Below are 19,609 nucleotides of genomic sequence, written 5' to 3'. Positions count from 1 at the left end.
ATGATTCTCGATGTGCAGGACGTCCACGCGTTTTATGGCAAGAGCCACATCCTGCAGGGTGTATCGCTGAGTATTGGCGAAGGAGAGACGGTCACGCTTCTCGGGCGCAACGGCGCGGGCAAATCCACCACACTGAAAACCATTGCCAGCGTGGTTGCGCCGCAGCGCGGCAGCGTGAAGTTCAAGGGCGCGGATATCGGAAAATCGCCGTCGCACCGGATTGCAGCATCGGGCGTGTGCTTCGTCCCGGAGCATCGTGGCGTCTTCCGGTTGCTCAGCGTGGAAGAGAATCTGAAGCTTGGCGCGCGCCGCGATTCTCCGTGGCAACTCGCCGATATCTACCGCATTTTTCCGCGCCTGAAAGAACGCCGCACCAACGGCGGCGCGCAACTTTCCGGCGGCGAACAGCAGATGCTGGCTATTGGACGGGCGCTGATGAATCACCCGCGGCTGCTCATGCTCGATGAACCCGTGGAAGGTCTCGCGCCCGTGATAGTGGAAGAGATTGTCGCGCAACTCAAGCTGATCAAGCAGGCGGGCATCGCCATCTTGCTGGTTGAACAGAACCTCGAAGTCTGCACGCAATTGGCGGACCGTCACACCATCATCGAGCAAGGACGCATTGTCTATGAAGGCGATAACGCTGCGTTCACCCGCGACGATGCGATCAAGGACCGCTACCTCGGCGTAGGCGTTGTCTGAAAAACTTCGTGATCCGAATCATCTGACTGGAAGCCGCATGAAAATCCTTATTGCCCGCATGAATCACGAGACCAACACGTTCTCGCCGGTGGCCACGCCGCTGAAAGCGTTTGGCCGCAACGGTCCGGTTTATGGCGAAGACGCGTATCGCGAGAACAAGGGCATGCAGACCGCGATGTCCGCCTTTATCGATGCAGCCGAAAAGGCGGGCGCGCAAATCGTCACGCCGGTATCGGCATCGGCGAATCCGAGCGGTCCTGTTGCGGCCGCTGCCTACAACGCGATCTGCAACGCGATCATCGACGCGGCACAGGGCTGCGACGCCGTCATGCTCGACCTGCACGGCGCGATGGTCGCGGAGAATTCCAACGATGGCGAAGGGGATCTGCTTGAACGCGTTCGCGCCGCGCTGCCCAATGCGCCTATTGCGGTTGCGCTCGACCTGCACGCGAACGTCACGCAAAAGATGATCGATAACGCCGACGTCATGGTGAGCTTCAAGACCTATCCGCACGTGGACATGTATGAGTGCGGCGCGCACGCGGCAAGGCTTTTCTTCGATTTGCTGGAGGGGCGGTCGCGTCCCGTGATCGCCTGGTCGCAACCGCCGCTGATGACGCACACGCTGCGCAGCGCGAGCGCCGCTGGCGCGATGAAGCGCGCGGTGGAGGCCGCGCAGGAGGCAGAACGCGAGGGCATGCTGGCCGTTTCCATACTGGCGGGATTTTCTCTCGCCGATATCGCCAGGCCGTGCATCAGTGTGGTCGTGGTGGGTGACGGCGATCGCGAAGCGGCGGCGCGCGTGGCCGAGCGCATTGCCCGGCAGATCTGGGACGAGCGCGAGGAGTTTCTTTATCGCAGTCCGTCGCTGGCGGATTCCGTGGTCGAAGGCGCTGCGCTCGCCCGTAACGCCGATAAACCCGTGCTCCTGCTCGATCACGGCGACAACTGCATGTCGGGCGGCACGTGCGACACCATGGATGTCTACGAGGAAGCCGTCCGCCAGGGCATGACGGGCATCGTGATGGGGCCGCTATGCGATCCCGAGGCAGTCGCCACGCTAATTGCTGCAGGCGTGGGCGCAACCGTCACGCTGGACGTGGGGAACAAGCTAGCGGGGCGTGCCGCGCATCCGCATGCGCCGGTCGCGCTTACGGGCGTGGTACGCGCGCTCACCGACGGCGAATACGTGATCAGCGGACCGACGTACACGGGACAGCGCGCGTATATGGGCCGGGCGGCGGTGCTTGATACCGGCGTCGCGAAAATCGTCCTGACCGAGCGCACGCACGAACCATGGGATCTTGGCGTATTTGAAAGCGTGGGCATTGATCCACGCCGCGCGGCCTTTCTTATTCTTAAATCGCGGATGTATTGCCGCCCGGTATTCGTGCCCATTGCAAAAGGTCTGGTCGAGTGCGATAGCCGGGGCGTGACCAGTTCGGATTTCAGCCTGTTTGATTTCGGAAATGTACAACGGCCTGTTTATCCGCTGGATGCGAGGGTCGGCTGGTAACGATTATTCATCTCAAGTGCCGCGTGTTTACCCTGAAAGCACGCGGCATTAGTGAAACGAAGTTTCATATTCGCATAAATCCCTCTCGCAGTAGATCATGCAAATTAATCGCCGCTTCCACAACTGATTCCCGCTCTCCGATTGCACTGCAACAAACCAGTTTGAAAGATTTAATAGACCATCGGTTTTCGGTTTGATTGATGGTGTAACCCGGTTTTTCGTTACCTAGTGCTGCTCCTCTGAATATCCCGGTTTTAATCCCAAAGGCGGTTTACCCTTTTCGCGCAGCTGTTTGCAGCGTCTGAACGCTTGCGCCTTGAAACAGCGGGATCAAGTGATAACAAATATTTGTTGAAATATCTTGTAAAGCTTGTCATTCTCCAGACAAAGGCTGAAAAAGCCAAATATGAGAACGAGAGAGAACCGAGGGATTCACGCCCATGTCACAGTTAATCGCTGTTGTAAGCGCACGCCCTATCACGTCGATCGCACGAAGGTGCATTTGGCGAGCTTGATTCTGCGCGCTCGCGGAGAAATTCGCTGGCGCCGTTAAGCATCGAAAACTAATACCAGGCTTGAAATGCCACCAGCAGGCGGCTGGAAAAGCTCGCCCATATAAATCCGGACACCTCGTTGGTTTAAACCGGCGCATTCAGTGCGCGGCATTGTGTCGTCCGCGATTTATCGATAGTCAATCGGCGCTGCATTTGCAAAGGCGTCTTCCACTCTACCTAATAGAGCGAGGGAATAATGAGCAAGGTTTATCGCGTGGTCTGGAGTAAGTCCCAGGGTGCTTACGTTGTCACGTCCGAACTGGCGAAAAGCAATTGCAAAGGGCCTTCAGCGCGGGGTGTATCGATAAGCCAGTCGGGCGGATTCGGCGAATCAACTGGCGTTGGCTTTCAGAAGCCATTGGTCATGGCGCTTGCCACAGCGGCCTTGTTCCTCGCGGACAATCCTGCGGCATGGGCGGCGTGCACAGGGAGCGCGCCGACCGTGACCTGCAATGGCACCGCCAATCCCCTCGCGCCTTCGTACGCGAATTCAGCAAGTGGCCTGGCGGTCACCGTGGCGCCCGGTGCGACGGTTGGCGTGCTGCTCGGTGTTGGTGGAACGGCCATGAGCCTCACCGGAAGCGGTGTGACGCTCGATAACCAGGGAAGAATCGATCCGAGCCTGCTTGGCACGATCGGCTTGTTGTCGAGCGGCACCTTCATTGGCAACGGCGTCACATCCGGCAATGTGAGCGTGACCAACAGCGGCATCATGAACGGCACGACCGGACTGCTCGGCGTGAACCTGAGCGGCCTGACCGGCATGGCGCTCGCAGTCCAGAACATCACGGGCGGTGTTACCAACATCACCAACTCGGGAACCATCGGGGCATCGAGCATTCTGGGCGTGTCCGTGGTGCCATCGGATGCACCTGTGGTCGCGGTTTATGGCGGCGGCCAGGCGAACGTTGTCAATACGAGCACCGGGGTCATAACCGGACGCGTTGGCTTGCAGGCCTCTGCCACGCCGGGCGCAGGAAATACCTTCGTCAACGCCGGGACGATCAACGGCAGCGTCAACATGGGTGCCAACGGCACCAATACGTTCACGGCCGTGACGGACTCGTCGGTCAACGCAGCGAGCGGCATAGGTTTATCGCTCGGCGTGATCGGGGTCAACGTAGGTTTCGCGGCGACCGGTGTGGTCGATGGCGGCCTTGGCGGCAACAACACGCTCGTGCTGCAAAACGCGGTCACGGGCACGGGCGCGGGAACCAGCGGGACGGGAACGTTCGCGAGCGGGACGTATATCGACTTCCAGCATTTGAAGGTGAACAGCGGCACGTGGACATTGAACGGCCCGCTCGGCGGTCTGGTCGATACGACGCTTGCTGGCGGCATCGCCGGATTCAACGACAATGCGGCGTTCGGCAGCGGCCCGCTGACTTCGGCTGGCGGCACGATCCAGGCGAATACCGCTGGCCTGAACGTGGCCAACAACGCGACCTTGCAAACAGGCGGCCTCACGGTCCAGGGACCCAACGCCTTGACGATGTCAGGCGTATTGTCCGGCGCCGGCGGCCTTATCAAGAGCGACGCCGGCGCGCTGACGCTTACCGGCAGCAATAGCTACACGGGCGGCACGGCGCTCAATGGCGGATCGATCATCGTCGGCAATGCGCAGGCGCTCGGGGGCGGCGCGCTGAGCGTGGGCGGCGCAGCGGCGCTCGACAGTACCGCGCCGCTCACGCTGGGAAATGCGATTGGCATCGGCTCGGGCAATGCGCTGACGCTCACGGGTTCTAACAACCTGACGCTCACCGGCGCCATCAGCGGCGCGGGGAGCCTCGTCAAAACCGGCGCGGCGACGGTCACGGTGGGCACGCCCGCGACCTACACCGGCGGCACGACCATCAGCGGCGGACGCTTCGCCGTGGGCGCGGGCGGCAGTCTCGCCGCGACGGGCGCGGTGAATCTGTCGGGTCCGGGCGCGAACTTCGATATCTCGACATCGGCTGGCAATCAGACCATCGGCGCGCTTTCAGGCATAGCGGGCACATCGGTGGCGCTGGGCGCAAACACCCTGGCTTTCGGCGACGCCACCAGTCAAACGTTTGCGGGTTCTATCGGCGGGACTGGTGGGATCAGCAAGCAGGGCGCCGGCACGGAAACGCTCAGCGGCGCGAACACGTTCACGGGCGGGACGAACATCAGCTCGGGTACTGTTGCGCTCGGCGCGGGCGGAAGCCTGGCATCGACCGGTGCCGTCAATCTGAGCGGCGCGAGCACCGGATTCGATATCTCCGCGTCCGGCGCGAACCAGGCCATCGGGTCGCTGTCGGGCGTGGCCGGCAGTGCGGTATTGCTGGGCGCGAATTCGCTGACTTTCGGCGATACCCCTAATCAAACGTTTGCGGGTTCCATCGGCGGGACGGGTGGGATTGTGAAGCGCGGCGCTGGGACAGAGACACTGACGGCGGCCAATACCTTCACCGGCGGTACGACCATCAATGCCGGCACGCTCGCTTTGGGCGCGGGCGGAAGTCTCGCCGCGACGGGCGCGGTCAATACGGCAAGCGTAGGCGCAGGACTCGACATTTCCGGCGCAAGCGGAAATCAGACTATCGGTTCGCTTGGCGGGGTAACGGGAAGCACGGTCGCGCTTGGCGGCAACACGCTCACCCTGGGCGACGCCAGCAACCGGAGCTTCGGCGGCGTGATTGGCGGGACGGGCGGCATCGTCAAACAAGGCACGGGCACGGAGACGCTCTCCGGGGCGAATACCTTCTCGGGCGGCACGACGATCAACGCCGGAACGCTTGCGCTGGGAGCGGGCGGAAGCTTGTTATCGACGGGCGCAGTCAGCACGGCGGTGACGGGGTCGGGCCTGGATATATCGGGCGCGAGCGGGCCGCAAACCATCGGTTCGCTTGGTGGCGCGACAGGCAGCACGGTAACGCTCGGCGCCAACACGCTCAGCTTCGGCGATGCCACCAGTCGGACCTTCGGCGGCGCGATCGGCGGAACGGGCGGGATCGTCAAGCAGGGCACGGGCACGGAGACGCTGACGGGCGCGAACACGTTCACAGGCGGCACGACGATCAACGCCGGCGCGCTGGCTTTGAGCGCCGGCGGCAGCCTGGCATCGGCAGGCTCCGTGAACACCGCGGCGGCCGGCACGGCCTTCGATATCTCCGGCGCGGCGGGTCCTCAATCCATTGGCGGGTTATCGGGTGCGGCGGGCAGCGCGGTATCGCTCGGCGGCAATTCCCTGACATTGGGCGACGCAGCGAATCACGTGTTCAGCGGCGTGGTGAATGGGACGGGCGGCATCGTCAAACAGGGCGCGGGCACGGAGACGTTCACCGCCGCGAACGCCTTCACCGGCGGCGCGACCATCAATGCAGGGACGCTGGCGTTGGGCGCGGGCGGCAGCCTTGCATCCACGAGTGCGGTGAACACGGCGGGCGCCGGCGCGGGCTTCGACATCTCGGGCGCGAGCGGTCCGCAAACCATCGGTTCACTGGCCGGCTTATCGGGCAGCACGGTCACGTTGGGTACTAACTCGTTGACCCTCGGCGATGCCACCAATCGAACGTTCGGTGGCGCGATCGGCGGGACGGGCGGGATCGTCAAACAGGGCAGCGGAACCGAAACGCTGACGGGCGCCAACACCTTTACCGGCGGCACGACAATCAACGCCGGAACCCTCGCGCTGGGTACGGGCGGCAGTTTGCTGTCCACGAGCGCGGTGAACGTGGCCGGGGCTGGCGCGGCACTGGACATAGGCGCGGGCGGAGCGCAAACCATTGGTTCGTTGGCGGGATCGGCGGGAAGCACGGTGGCGCTCGGCGCGAACCCGCTGACCTTCGGCGATGCGACCAATCAAACCTTCGGCGGCGCGATCACGGGCACGGGCGGCTTGATTAAACAGGGCGCGGGAACCGAGACGCTCACGGGCGCAAACACCTTCTCGGGTGCAGTCACCATCAATGCCGGAACCCTGGCGATAGGCGCCGGCGGCAGCGTGGCCGCGACAAGTCTCGTGAACGTCGCAGGTCCGGGTGCAGCATTCGATATATCCACGGCCGGCAGTAACCAAATCATCGGCGCATTGGCCGGGACGGCGGGCAGCACGGTCGCGCTGGGCGGCAATTCCCTGACACTTGGCGATACCACCAATCGGACCTTTGGCGGCACGATCGGCGGAACGGGCGGCATCGTAAAGCTTGGTACTGGAACGGAGACGCTTACCGGCGCGAATACTTTCACGGGCGGCGCGACCATCAACGCCGGAACACTTGCACTCGGCGCGGGCGGCAGCCTTGCATCGACGAGCGCGGTGAATACGGCCGATGTTGGCGCCCGGTTCGATATCTCGGGCGCGAGCGGTCCGCAAACCATCGGTTCATTGGCGGGATCGACAGGCAGCACGGTTGCGCTGGGGGCGAACTCGCTGACACTGGGCGATGCAACCAACCAGACGTTCGGCGGCGTGATCGGCGGCTCGGGCGGGTTGATCAAACAAGGCGCGGGCACGGAAATCCTGACGAGCGCAAACACGTTTTCGGGCGGCACGACGATCAACGCCGGAACTTTGGCTTTGGGCGCTGGCGGCGGTTTGTTATCGACGGGCGCGGTGAATGTGGCCGGCGTGAACGCTGCACTGGACATCAGCGCGGGTGGAGCGCAAATCATCGGCTCGCTGGCGGGTTCGGCGGGAAGCGCGGTTGCGCTTGGCGGCAATTCCCTGACCTTCGGCGATGCCACGAATCGAACGTTTGGCGGAGCGATCGCAGGCACGGGCGGGTTGATCAAACTGGGCGCGGGAACGGAGACCCTCACGGGCGCAAACAGCTTCACCGGCGGCACGGCCATCAACGCCGGAACCCTGGCGTTGGGCGCAGGCGGCAGCCTCGCGTCATCCGGAACCGTCAACACGGCTGCGGCCGGAACAGCATTCGATATCTCCGCCGCGAGCGGTCCGCAAACCATCGGCGGGCTGGCAGGCGCAGCGGGCAGCACGGTCACGCTCGGCGCGAACTCGATGACGTTCGGCGATACCGCCAACCATGCGTTCAATGGCGTGATCGGTGGGACGGGCGGTATCGTCAAGCAGGGCAGCGGCGCGGAAACCTTGACCGCCGCCCAGACCTTCACCGGCGGCACGACGATCGGCGCCGGCAGGCTTACCCTGGGCGCGGGCGGCAGCCTGGCATCGACGGGCGCGGTGAACACGGCCAGCGTAGGCTCGGTCTTCGATATCTCCACGGCAGCCGGCAATCAAACCATCGGCTCTTTGGCGGGCGTATCGGGTAGCGCGATTGCGTTGGGCGCCAACTCGCTGACTTTCGGCGATGCAACCAGCCAGACCTTCGGCGGCGCAATCGATGGAACCGGCGCGCTGATCAAGCAAGGCACGGGCACGCAAACGCTGACGGGCACCAACACCTACACGGGCGGCACGACCATCAACGCCGGCACGCTGGCGCTGGGCGCAGGCGGAAGCCTGTTGGCCACGGGCGCGGTCAACGTGGCGGGCGCCGGCTCGAGCCTCGATATTTCCGCAGCCACGGGCGATCAAACCATCGGTTCATTATCAGGCGTAACAGGCAGCTCCGTCGCGCTGGGCGGCAATTCGCTGACCTTCGGAAATGCCACGAACCAAACGTTCGGCGGCTCGATCGGCGGTGCGGGCGGCTTGATCAAACAAGGCGCGGGCACGCAAACGCTCACGGGCGCCAACACCTTCACGGGCGGCACGGCCATCGGCGCGGGGAGTCTCGTGCTGGGCGCGGGCGGGACGCTGGCATCGACGGGCGCCGTCGACCTGAGCGGCGTCGGCGCCGGCCTCGACATCTCCGCGAGCGGCAACCAGACCATCGGATCGCTTGCAGGCGTGTCGGGCAGCACGGTCGCGCTGGGCGGCAGCACGCTCACTTTCGGCGATGCCACCGATCAAACCTTTGCCGGCTCGATCAGCGGGACAGGCGGCGTGGTGAAGCAAGGCAGCGGCGCGGAGACGTTCACCGGCGTCAACACCTACACGGGCGATACCGATATCAACGCCGGCACGCTGGTCGTGGGCATTGGCGGGAGTTTGTCGCAGGCGGGCACCGTAAATGTGGGCGCGGGCGCCGGGCTCGATATCTCGGCGGGCGGCACGCAAACCATTGGTTCATTGCAAGGCGCGGCGGGCAGCACGATCACGCTCGGTTCCAATACGCTGACGCTTGGCGACGCCACCGATCAAACCTTCAGCGGCGCCATAGGCGGTGCGGGCGGCCTTATCAAACAGGGGACGGGGAAGGAGACGCTCACAGGTGCGAACACCTTCACCGGCGGCACCACGATCAACGCCGGAACGCTGGCTTTGGGCGCGGGAGGAAGCCTTGCATCGACGGGCGCGGTGAACGTCGCATCGGCCGGCGCTGCCTTCGATCTCTCTGGCGCGAGCGGCGACCAGACCATCGGTTCGCTGGCAGGCGTGACGGGCAGCACCGTAGCGCTCGGCGGCCACTCGCTTACTTTCGGCGATGCCACCAATCAAGTATTCGGTGGCGCGATCGGTGGAACGGGCGGCATCGTCAAGCAGGGCACCGGGACGGAAACGCTGACCGGCGCCAACACGTTCTCGGGCGGAACCACGATCAACGCCGGAACGTTGGCATTGAGCGCCGGCGGAAGCTTGTCGTCCGCGGGCGCTGTCAACGTGGCGGGCGCCGGTGCGGCCCTCGATATCGCCAACGCGACGGGTCCGCAGACCATCGGTTCGCTTGGCGGAGCGGCAGGCAGCACAGTTGCGCTGGGCGCGAACACGCTCACATTAGGCGATGCCACGAACCAGACGTTCGGCGGCGCGATCGGCGGGACGGGCGGCATCGTGAAACAAGGTTCGGGCACCGAAACGTTGACCGGTGCAAACACGTTTACTGGCGGTACGACCATCAACGCGGGCACGCTTGCCGTAGGCGCAGGCGGGAGTTTGTCGTCCACCGGCGCCGTGAACGTGGCGGGCGTTGGCGCGGCCCTTGATATTGCCGCTGGCGGCAATCAAACGATCGGTTCGCTGGCGGGCGTTGCGGGCAGCACGGTCGCGTTGGGCGCCAACACGCTGACATTAGGCGATACCACGAACCAGACGTTTGCAGGCGCGTTAGGCGGGACGGGCGGCATCGTCAAGCAGGGAACGGGCACCGAAACGCTGACCGGCGCCAATACCTACACCGGCGGCACGACCATCAACGCAGGAACGCTCGCCGTGGGTGCGGGCGGCAGCCTTGCATCGACGGGCGCCGTCGATGTCGCCGGCGTCGGCTCGACGCTCGATCTGAGCGCGGCGGGCAACCAGACCATCGGATCGCTTTCGGGTATCGGCGGAAGCACGCTGGCGCTGGGTGGCAATACGCTGACCTTCGGCGACAGCACCGACACCACTTTTGCGGGTGTGATCAGCGGCGCGGGCGGCGTGGTGAAGGAAGGCACGGGCACCGCGACGTTCACGGGCGCGAACACCTATACCGGCGACACCGATATCAACGCCGGCACGCTGGTCGTGGGCGCGGGCGGCAGCCTGTCGCAAGCGGGAACGGTGAACGTGGGCGCGAACGCGGGACTCGATATCTCGGCGGGCGGCGCGCAAAGCATCGGTTCGTTGCATGGCGCGGCGGGCAGCACGATCACGCTCGGCGCCAACAACCTGACGCTCGGCGACGCCACCAACCAGACCTTCGATGGCGCCATCGGCGGAACGGGTGGACTGATCAAGCAAGGGACAGGAACGGAGACGCTGACGGGGGTGAACACCTTCACCGGCGCCACGACCATCAACGCCGGAACCCTGGCGTTAAGCGGGGCCGGGAACCTCGCGCCGACGGGTGCGGTGGACGTGGCGGCAGCAGGCGCTTCCTTCGATATCTCCGGTGCAAACGGCGGCCGGACCATCGGCTCGCTTGCTGGCGTGACGGGCAGTACGGTCGCGTTGGGCGCCAACACGCTGACTTTCGGCAACGGCGCGAACCTGACGTTCGGCGGGGTGATCGGGGGAACGGGCGGCATTGTGAAGCAAGGCGCGGGCACGGAAACGCTGACGGCCGTACAGACCTTCACCGGCGGCACGACGATCAACGCAGGGACATTGGCGCTTGGCGCGGGCGGCAGCCTGGCATCGACGGGCGCGGTGAATACCGCCTCACTCGGCGCAGGCTTCGATATCTCGGGCGCGAGCGGCAACCAGACCATCGGATCGCTTGGCGGGGCGGCGGGAAGCACGGTTACGCTCGGCGCCAATTCGCTGACCCTCGGCGATGCCACCGATCAAACCTTCGGCGGCGCAATCAACGGGACGGGAGGGATCGTCAAACAAGGTACGGGCACCGAAACGCTGACGGGCGCAAACACGTTCACTGGCGGCACGACCATTAACGCGGGCACATTGGCATTGGGCGCGGGAGGCAGCTTGTCATCGACGGGCGCGGTCAATACGGCGGCTTCCGGCACGAGCTTTGATATTGCGGCAGCGGGTAATCAGACCATCGGCTCTCTTGCGGGTGCGACGGGCAGCGCGGTCGCATTGGGCGCCAACACGCTCACTTTCGGCGATACCACCAGCCAGACCTTCGGCGGCGTGATCGGCGGAACGGGCGGTATCGTGAAGCAAGGTTCGGGAACCGAAACGCTCGGCGCCGTCAACACCTACACCGGCGATACCACCATCAACGCGGGCGCCCTCGCGCTGGGTGCGGGCGGCAGCATTGCGGCGAGCGGCACGGTCAACGTTGCGGGCGCGAGCGCAGGTCTCGACATCTCGGCCGCCGGCAACCAGTCGATAGGCTCACTCGCCGGCGTCACAGGCAGCACGGTCTCGCTCGGCGGCAACACGCTCACGCTCGGCGCCGCGAGCGACCAGACCTTCGGCGGGGTGATTGGCGGCACGGGCGGCATCGTGAAGCAAGGCACGGGGACGGAAATCCTCACGGGCACGAACACCTACACGGGTGGCACCACGATCAACGCCGGCACCCTCCAGCTCGGCAACGGCGGCACGAGCGGCAGCGTGATTGGCAACATCACGAACAACGGGACGCTTGGCATCGACTATTCGAACGACCTGAATACCGCGATTGTCGTGAGCGGTACGGGCGGGCTGGTGAAGGATGGCGCGGGCACGCTGACGCTGACGGGCACGAACACGTTCACCGGCGGCACGACGATCAAGGACGGTACGCTCGCATTAGGCGCGGGCGGCAGCTTGTCCACGACCGGCGCGGTGAATACGGCGGCGTCGGGAGCAGGCTTTGACATTTCAGCGGCCGGCAACCAGACCGTCGGATCGCTGGCAGGCGCGGCCGGAAGCACCGTGACGTTGGGCGGCAATTCGTTGACGCTTGGAGACGCTACCAATCAGACGTTCGGCGGCGCGATCAATGGAACAGGCGGCATCGTCAAACAAGGCACCGGCACCGAGACGCTGACGGGCGCGAACACCTTCACCGGCAGCACGACGATCAACGCTGGCACATTGGCCTTGGGCGCGGGCGGAAGCTTGTCAGCGACGGGCGCGGTGAACACGGCAGCCGCGGGCGCGGGACTCGATATCTCCGGCGCAAGCGGCAACCAGGCCATCGGATCGCTCTCGGGCGCGACGGGCAGCACGGTCACCCTCGGCGGCAACACGCTGAATTTCGGCGATGCCACCAATCAAACCTTCGGCGGCGTGATCGGCGGAGCGGGTGGCATCGTGAAGCAGGGCACGGGCACCCAAACGCTGACGGCAGGCAACACCTTCACCGGCGGCACGACGATCAACGCCGGCACCCTGGCGCTGGGTGCGGGCGGCAGCTTGTCCGCAACGGGCGTGGTGAATACGGCGGCGTCCGGCGCCGGTTTTGATATTGCTGCAGCCGGGAATCAAACCATTGGATCGCTTAGTGGCGCGACGGGCAGCACGGTCACGCTCGGCGGCAATACGCTGACCCTCGGCGACGCAAGCAGCCAGACCTTCAGCGGCAGCATCGGCGGAACCGGCAGGATCGTGAAGCAAGGCAGCGGCAACGAAACCCTCGCCGGCGCCAACACGTTCTCCGGCGGCGCCGTTCTCAACGCAGGCACGCTGACGCTTGGCAACGGCGCGGCGCTGGGCACGGGTGCCTTGACCGTCACCGGCCCGGCCACGCTCGATAACACCACGGCCATCACCGTCGGCAACGCGGTCAATCTCGGTACGGGCGTGACGATTGGCGGGACGGCGGATCTGACCTTGAGCGGTGCGGTATCGGGCGCGGGAGGCTTGACGAAGGACGGCGGGTCCAACCTGACACTGGGAGGATCGAATACCTATAGCGGCGGTACGACACTCAACGACGGCACCATCACCCTCGCCAGCAGCACGGCGCTCGGCACAGGACCGCTCACGTTGAACAGCGGCACGCTGAACACGAACGGCAACGGACTGACGCTGGGTTCGCTCAACGGCAACAGCAGCGGCGGTTCGCTCGATCTCGGCGCGGGCGCGCTGACGGTCAACGGCGGCGGCAACTACGCCGGCGCGATCACCGGCTCCGGCTCACTCATCAAGGGTGGCACGGACACGCTGACACTGACTGGCGACAACACATTCTCGGGCGGCACGACGGTCAACGCCGGCATCTTGCAGCTCGGCAACGGCGGCACGACGGGCAGCGTGAGCGGGAACATCATCAACAACGGCACAGTAGCGTTCAATCACTCTGCCGCCATCACGTACGGCGGCGTGATCAGCGGCACGGGCGGCGTGGTCAAGGACGGATCGGGACAACTCAATCTCAACGGGACGAGCACGTATTCCGGGCCGACATCGGTGAACGGCGGGACGCTGGCGGTGAATGGTTCCATTGGAAATTCGACGGTCACCGTGAACAGCGGCGGCACCCTCGGCGGGACCGGCAAGGTCGGCGGGCTGATCGTGAACACAGGCGGCACTGCGGCGCCCGGCTCCGCGAACACGACGCTCAACGTGGGCGGCAACGTCAGCTTCGCGCCGGGCTCCACGTACCAGGTGCAGGTCAACCCGCAACCACAGGGCAACCTGATCGAAGCAAGCGGCGCCGCGACACTTGGCGGCGGCACGGTGCAAGTGAAGCCGTCGACGGGGACCTATGCGCCGAACACGACCTACACCATCCTCACCGCAGGCGGCGGCGTCACTGGCACGTTCACCGATACCGTATCGAGTCTCGCGTTCCTTACGCCGACGCTCGGCTATGGTCCGAACAGCGTCTTCCTCACGCTCAAGCCGAATGGCAATTCGTTCGCAGATGTCGCCACGACGCAGAACCAGCGCGCGGCAGGCACGGCGCTCACGGCGATGGGTCCGGGCACGCCCATCTACGACGCGCTGATCACGCAGGACAAACCCACGGCGCGCATTGCGCTGAACAACATGTCGGGGGAGATCCACGCGAGCGCGAAAAGCGTATTGCTCGACGATAGCCATTACATCCGCGACGCCGTCTCCGACCGGATGCGCCAGGCGCTGTCGCCGTCGGAGGGAGCGCTGGCGGCGCTGGCATCGGGACCGGCTTCGTGCCTCGACGACGCCAGCGATGGCATCGATAAACCCGTCGCCGACACCACGTCACGAGGCGCATGCAACCTCAAGCCGCGTCTGTCGCCTGTAGCCTGGGGCCAGGCATTCGGTTCGCAGGGGCGGCTTGGCGGCGATGGCAACGCGGCGAGCGTCGATCGCAGCAGCACGGGTTTCGTGATCGGCGCCGACACCGCCATCAACGACACCTGGCGCGTGGGCGCGGCTGGCGGCGTGGGCCACACATCGTTCGATACGAGTGCGCAGAACGCGTCGAGTTCCATCGACAGTTACCACCTCGCGCTCTATGGCGGCGCCCAGTTCGGCGCACTTGCCGTGCGCGTCGGCTCGGCGTACACATGGAACCACGTGCGTGTGGACCGCAACGCGGGCTTCGCCGGTTTCTCCGATAACCCTTCGTCGAGCTATAACGCCGGGACCGCGCAGGTCTTTGGCGAGACCGGTTACGCGATACCCGTTGGCAACGTCGCGCTTGAACCGTTCGCCGGACTGGCCTACGTGAATCTGCATACCGATGGATTTACTGAGAATGGCGGCGCGGCGGCATTGCAAAGCGGCAACGATACGCAGAACCTCGTGTATTCGACGTTGGGCGTGCGGGCGGCGACGCGTCTTGACTTGAGCGGTTCGACGGCTGTGACGCCGCGGGCGATGGTCGGATGGCGGCATGCGTTTGGCGATGTCACGCCGACGTCACGGCTCGCTTTTAGTGGAAGTTCGACGACGTTCTCGGTGGCAGGGGTGCCGATCGCGCATGACACGGCGGTCGTTGAGGTGGGGCTCGATGTGAATGTGGGGAAGAGCGCTACGCTGGGGATTTCGTATTCTGGTCAGTACGGTGGCGGGTATCGTGATAATGCGATTCAGGGGAATTTGATGTGGAGGTTTTGAGGTGGGGGTCGCTGGCGCTTGGTCGGGGTTGGGGTTGGGGTTGGGTTGTTGCTGCTTAGGCCCTCGCGCGTTTGGTGTTAGCTGATTTCTTTAGCACTATTAGCCACTGTGCGTGGCGGCACTTCATTTCTTTGTCCAACGGCGACAAAGAAACGAAGCAAAGAAAACGCCTTTCAACCGCTAATTCTTAAGTGTCCACAGCGTGCAGTGACAACTGTTTGGTACCCCAAAAGCACGCTCAGCGCATAACCCCGGACAGTTGAAACCCTCCCCCTCCGTCAACGGCAACCCACACGCTTCGCCACCAGTGTGGGAATCCATTAACCAGGCCTCCGCGCTGCGCGCGCTGACGCCCAAAGCGAAGGTTCGGCTGCGCCGGTGGCGAGGCTTTGGGTTCAAGATGCTTGAACCCGTTATGGGCTATTTTGTTGTTATGCGTGGGCCAGGTTTCCGTATTAACGGATTCCGACGCTGGTGGCGAAGCGTGTGGGTATCCGTGTTCGGAGAGGGAGGGTTTCAAGTGTTCGTTGCTATGCGTCGAGCGTACTTTTGGGGTACCAAAACGTTGTCACTGCACGCTGGGGACACTTATGAGCCGATTGTGGAGAGGCGTTTTCTTTGCTTCGTTTCTTTGTCGCCGTTGGACAAAGAAATGAAGTCCCGCCACGGACAGTGGCTAACAGTGCTAAAGAAATCAGCTAACAAGGAACGCGCGAAAGCCTAAACAGCAGCAACCCAGCACCACCCCCGACCAAGCGCCAGCAAAACCTCCTGTACGATTACCACCTCGACCACCGAGGCAGAGCGCTGCAATCCCATGAACCCGCAACGATCCCGTACCCGCAGGTCCTTGCTGCTAGCAGCATCCCTCGCAACCATTCTGCACCCGGCATTCTCCGCCGACCTCATGGAAACCGCACAACCATCGACCACGATCAGCGACGTCCACGTCTTCGTCGTCGCGAACGACGGCTCCCTCACCGAAGACGATGAAACCACGCTAAAGGCAAATACATCGGCAGGCATCGGCGATATCGCGCAACGCTACATCTGGTTCGACAAATCCACATCCACGCTCCAGGTCACCGACGCGTATTCCGTCAGCGCCGACGGCACCCGCCACGACGTTGCGCCCGACCAGATCCGCGAGATCCAGGAACCGCGCTCGGCCGGCGCCCCAACCTTCGCCGATGGCCGCCTCAAAGCCGTGATCTTCACCGCCGTCGACGCCGGATCGACCGTGCATCTAAGCTTTCACAAGACGGTGTCCAAATCCGTCATCCCCGGTCAGTTCGATTATTTCGTGGAGCCGAGCCGCGGCCCCGTCCAAAGCCAGACGCTCGTCTTCGATCTGCCCGAAGGCAAGCCGCTTTACGCCGATACCCGCGGTTACAAAGCCGCGCCGCCCGTCACGCGCAACGGCCGTACGCGCTACGAGTTTGCCTACAGCACGCTGCATTACGACCGCGTGGAAACCGGCGCGGTCGGTTACGTGCAATACGGCGATCGACTGATGGTGTCGACGTTTCCCGATTACAAAAGCTTCGCGGCAAGTTATCGCGATGCCGCCATCGATCCAACTGCAAACGATCCCGCCATTCGCAATCTGGCGGAATCTCTGACACGCAACGACGCCGGTCCGCGCGAAAAAGCTGCAACGCTCTACGACTGGGTTCGTCACAATATTCGCTACGTATCGCTTTATCTGGGGCAAAGCGCCGCAGTTCCGCACAAGGCGGCGCAGATTCTGGCGAACCGGTATGGCGACTGCAAGGATTACGTCGCGCTGTACGGCGCGTTGTTATCGGCAGTTGGAATCGAGAACGAACCGGCGTTGATCGCGCTCGGATCGGTGTACACGTTGCCATCGGTGCCGGGCTACGGCGTGGCCGCGATCAATCACATCATCACGTGGCTGCCGGGCTTGAACATGTATGCCGATGCCACTGCTTCGTCCGTCGAGTTCGGTTATCTGCCGCTTGCGGAAATGGATCGTCCGGCGCTGCTTGTCGACGACGGCACGCTGACACGCACGCCATCAACGCAGCCTTTATCGCGCGATGTGCGTTTGCAGATCGCGGTCGCGACGGATGGGTCGGCGGCGTTTTCATCGCAAGTCGAAGATGGAGGATGGAGCGCAGGCCCCGAGCGCGCGATCTTGCGACATGCGGCGCCTCAACGCCGCCAACAGATCGCCGATGTCCGTCTGCGTGCAACAGGCCTGCGCGGTACCGCAAGCTTGACGGCGAGCGACCTGGAAGCAACCGGAACGCCTGTCACGACCACGTTGCGCGGCACGATCGATGACGTCGTATGGCCAACCGGAACCACGGCTTTGCCGGCGTTGACGAGCTTGTCAGGCGGCATTGCAACACAAGTCGAGAGCTTGCTCGCCGAGCGCGTGCGTACGCAACCGTTCGTGTGCACGGGCGGTAACTTTAACGAGGTCGCGCAGCTCAGCTTGCCGAAGAGTGTGCGCGTAACCGACCTTCCTGCTGATTTGAAGCTGGCCGATGCGTTCTTCACATACTCATCGCGCTATGTCTTCGATCCCGCGACGAACACGCTCCAGGCCGAACGTCACTTGCAGGCGAACTTCGGCAAGCAAGTGTGCTCGCCCGCCGAGTTCGCCGCCATGCAGCCGGTATTGAAACGCATTGAACGGGATACGAAGTCGCAGATCGTCGTCAGGTCGATTGCGATGGCGAACTGAAAGACGTCAGGCAGCAGCCTTGGAAAAGTCCTGTTCGCCGCCAAGCGCATCGACGATATCCGCCAGCATCTTCGCCAGCTCGCCCGTCATCAGCGTGAAGTCGGAATCGAAGACTTCGTCGTCACCGTGCGCGGTGGGATCGGCTGCGTCCTTGATGACATCGAGCGGCGCGACGCGCTTGATGGTCAACGACGGCGTCAGCACGAACGAGACTCTGTCCTGCCACGTCATCGCGAGACGCATGCATTGCTTGCCCGCTTCAATATGCCGCCGCATGTCATCGATCTCGAGCGCATGGCCGACGTAACGCACAGTGGCGTTGCCTTCGCCGCTGGAACGCAATTCCGTGTCCTGATCGAGCGAAAAGCCGCCGGGACCTTCGCCCGACAGCAGCCAGTCCGTCATGGCAGCGACGGGGGCCATTGCCACACGCACGCTCGCGAGCGGCAATTGGTCGATCGATTTCACAAGCAGACCGAGGACGTCATCGGCGAGTGTGGGCGATGCTGCATCGATCACAAGCCAGCCGTTCACCGTATCGATCCATACGCGTGTATCGCGGCGGATGCTGAAGGCGCGTGGCAGGAGTTCGTCGGTGACTTGCTCCTTGAGTTCGCGCATCTGCTTGCGGCCAGGCTTGAATCCCTGTTGTTCTTCCAGTTCAGCGGCGCGTACCTTGACGAACTGCGTCACCACCGATGCCGGCAGCAATTTCTTTTCCGCGCGCGCGACGAGCAGCATCTGGCGATTGTTGGCATAGACGAGCGATCCGTCATCACGCGGCGACGCCCAGCCGTGGCTCTGCATCTCCACGCCGCCGCCAGGCGCGAAAGCATGCGGCGCGAGCCATTTTTCGATTTGTTCAGGAGTGACGGCCCAGGGGGCCGGAAGACGATGAAGCTGAAGGTTCTTGAACCACATAGGCATCTGCGCAAAACGCACTATTCTATAGGACCGTGATTATGTCTCTGCACAAATGACTCTCTACACGCGGCACGCTGGTTCGGCGGATTCGGAATGGTTGTACGAGACCTACCGGGAAACGATGATCGATTTCGTCACGCGCGCGACCGGCTGGGACGAACCCGCCCAACGAAACGGTTTTGCGAAAAGCCTTCGCCAGGGTTCGTGCCGGATCGCGATGCGAGGCAGCGAACGTTGCGGGTTCGTGCACTGGGAAGTCGAACCGGATCTGGTCTGGTTGCGAATGCTGTGCGTCGTTCCTGCGATGCAGCGGCAATCCGTCGGCCGGGAGATGCTTCGCTACATGACGTTGTTGGCTGACAGCTTGAACAAGCCGCTTTACCTGCACGTCTTTCGATGCAACAGGATCGCGTACGAGTGGTATGAGCGGACGGGGTTTGTCGAGACGGACAGTGGTGAAACGATCGCAACGTTGATGTTGAGCGGCGAATAAACCGCCCAACCCAAGCGCGCGTGTTCTAAAGCTCGGCGATCTGCGTGGTCAATTCCCTGATCATGCCGCCGAGATACATCGCTGTTTCTCTTCCCGATTTCTCCGGGTTGTTGAAGCTGCATGCCACGATTTCTTTGAGCAACCCCGCTTCGAGCGCTGCCTGCACCATTTCGACTGCCTTCCTTGCTGCCTCGTCCCTGGCGTACACGGTCATGGTCGTCTCCTCGATTGCCGATATCGGCACGATCGATTCTACGCGCGTGTTTGCGCCGTGCCGCTTCATGTCAGGGTG

7 protein-coding genes are annotated in these 19,609 nt (G+C 63.6%); 5 read left to right on the top strand and 2 right to left on the bottom strand.

The window, feature by feature from the left end; genetic code table 11:
* The 4 genes from HB633_RS17690 to HB633_RS17675 all read left to right on the top strand — a co-directional run bounded on the left by HB633_RS17690 (position 1) and on the right by HB633_RS17675 (position 17,900).
* Positions 1-702, top strand: a complete 702-nt coding sequence (locus HB633_RS17690; RefSeq protein WP_213779523.1) for an ABC transporter ATP-binding protein — start codon at positions 1-3, stop codon at positions 700-702.
* Between the two features lie 37 nt (positions 703-739).
* Positions 740-2,218 carry a M81 family metallopeptidase gene (locus tag HB633_RS17685; protein ID WP_213779461.1) on the top strand — a complete coding sequence of 493 codons (1,479 nt, stop codon included), beginning with the start codon at positions 740-742 and terminating at the stop codon, positions 2,216-2,218.
* A gap of 750 nt (positions 2,219-2,968) precedes the next feature.
* Positions 2,969-15,187 (top strand): autotransporter-associated beta strand repeat-containing protein, encoded by a 12,219-nt coding sequence (locus tag HB633_RS17680; protein WP_213779460.1) that lies wholly within the window; start codon positions 2,969-2,971, stop codon positions 15,185-15,187.
* A 907-nt stretch (positions 15,188-16,094) separates the two neighbouring features.
* The gene (locus HB633_RS17675; protein ID WP_255580972.1) at positions 16,095-17,900 is read left to right on the top strand and encodes a DUF3857 and transglutaminase domain-containing protein; all 1,806 of its coding nucleotides are present in this window, start codon (positions 16,095-16,097) and stop codon (positions 17,898-17,900) included.
* Between the two features lie 6 nt (positions 17,901-17,906).
* Here HB633_RS17675 and HB633_RS17670 read toward each other — a convergent pair whose 3' ends face one another.
* Positions 17,907-18,821: a recombination-associated protein RdgC gene (locus tag HB633_RS17670; protein WP_213779458.1), complete on the bottom strand. Its 915-nt coding sequence runs from the start codon at positions 18,819-18,821 to the stop codon at positions 17,907-17,909.
* 55 nt (positions 18,822-18,876) lie between these two features.
* Between HB633_RS17670 and HB633_RS17665 the strand changes: the two genes are divergently transcribed.
* Positions 18,877-19,317 (top strand): GNAT family N-acetyltransferase, encoded by a 441-nt coding sequence (locus HB633_RS17665; protein WP_255580971.1) that lies wholly within the window; start codon positions 18,877-18,879, stop codon positions 19,315-19,317.
* A gap of 25 nt (positions 19,318-19,342) precedes the next feature.
* Here HB633_RS17665 and HB633_RS17660 read toward each other — a convergent pair whose 3' ends face one another.
* Positions 19,343-19,531 (bottom strand): hypothetical protein, encoded by a 189-nt coding sequence (locus HB633_RS17660; RefSeq protein WP_056363392.1) that lies wholly within the window; start codon positions 19,529-19,531, stop codon positions 19,343-19,345.
* Positions 19,532-19,609: the final 78 nt, after the last annotated feature.

Origin of the sequence: Caballeronia sp. dw_276 (assembly GCF_018449635.1) — a bacterium.
GTDB lineage: Bacteria > Pseudomonadota > Gammaproteobacteria > Burkholderiales > Burkholderiaceae > Caballeronia.
Note: the sequence above shows the minus strand (reverse complement) of the source record. Positions and strands in the feature narration are given on the sequence as shown.

Bases quoted from the DNA above. Each gene is read 5' to 3' on its own strand.
- HB633_RS17660 (WP_056363392.1), bottom strand. From the start codon at position 19,531: ATGACCGTGTACGCCAGGGACGAGGCAGCAAGGAAGGCAGTCGAAATG.
- HB633_RS17665 (WP_255580971.1), top strand. From the start codon at position 18,877: ATGACTCTCTACACGCGGCACGCTGGTTCGGCGGATTCGGAATGGTTG.
- HB633_RS17690 (WP_213779523.1), top strand. From the start codon at position 1: ATGATTCTCGATGTGCAGGACGTCCACGCGTTTTATGGCAAGAGCCAC.
- HB633_RS17680 (WP_213779460.1), top strand. From the start codon at position 2,969: ATGAGCAAGGTTTATCGCGTGGTCTGGAGTAAGTCCCAGGGTGCTTAC.
- HB633_RS17685 (WP_213779461.1), top strand. From the start codon at position 740: ATGAAAATCCTTATTGCCCGCATGAATCACGAGACCAACACGTTCTCG.
- HB633_RS17670 (WP_213779458.1), bottom strand. From the start codon at position 18,821: ATGTGGTTCAAGAACCTTCAGCTTCATCGTCTTCCGGCCCCCTGGGCC.
- HB633_RS17675 (WP_255580972.1), top strand. From the start codon at position 16,095: ATGGAAACCGCACAACCATCGACCACGATCAGCGACGTCCACGTCTTC.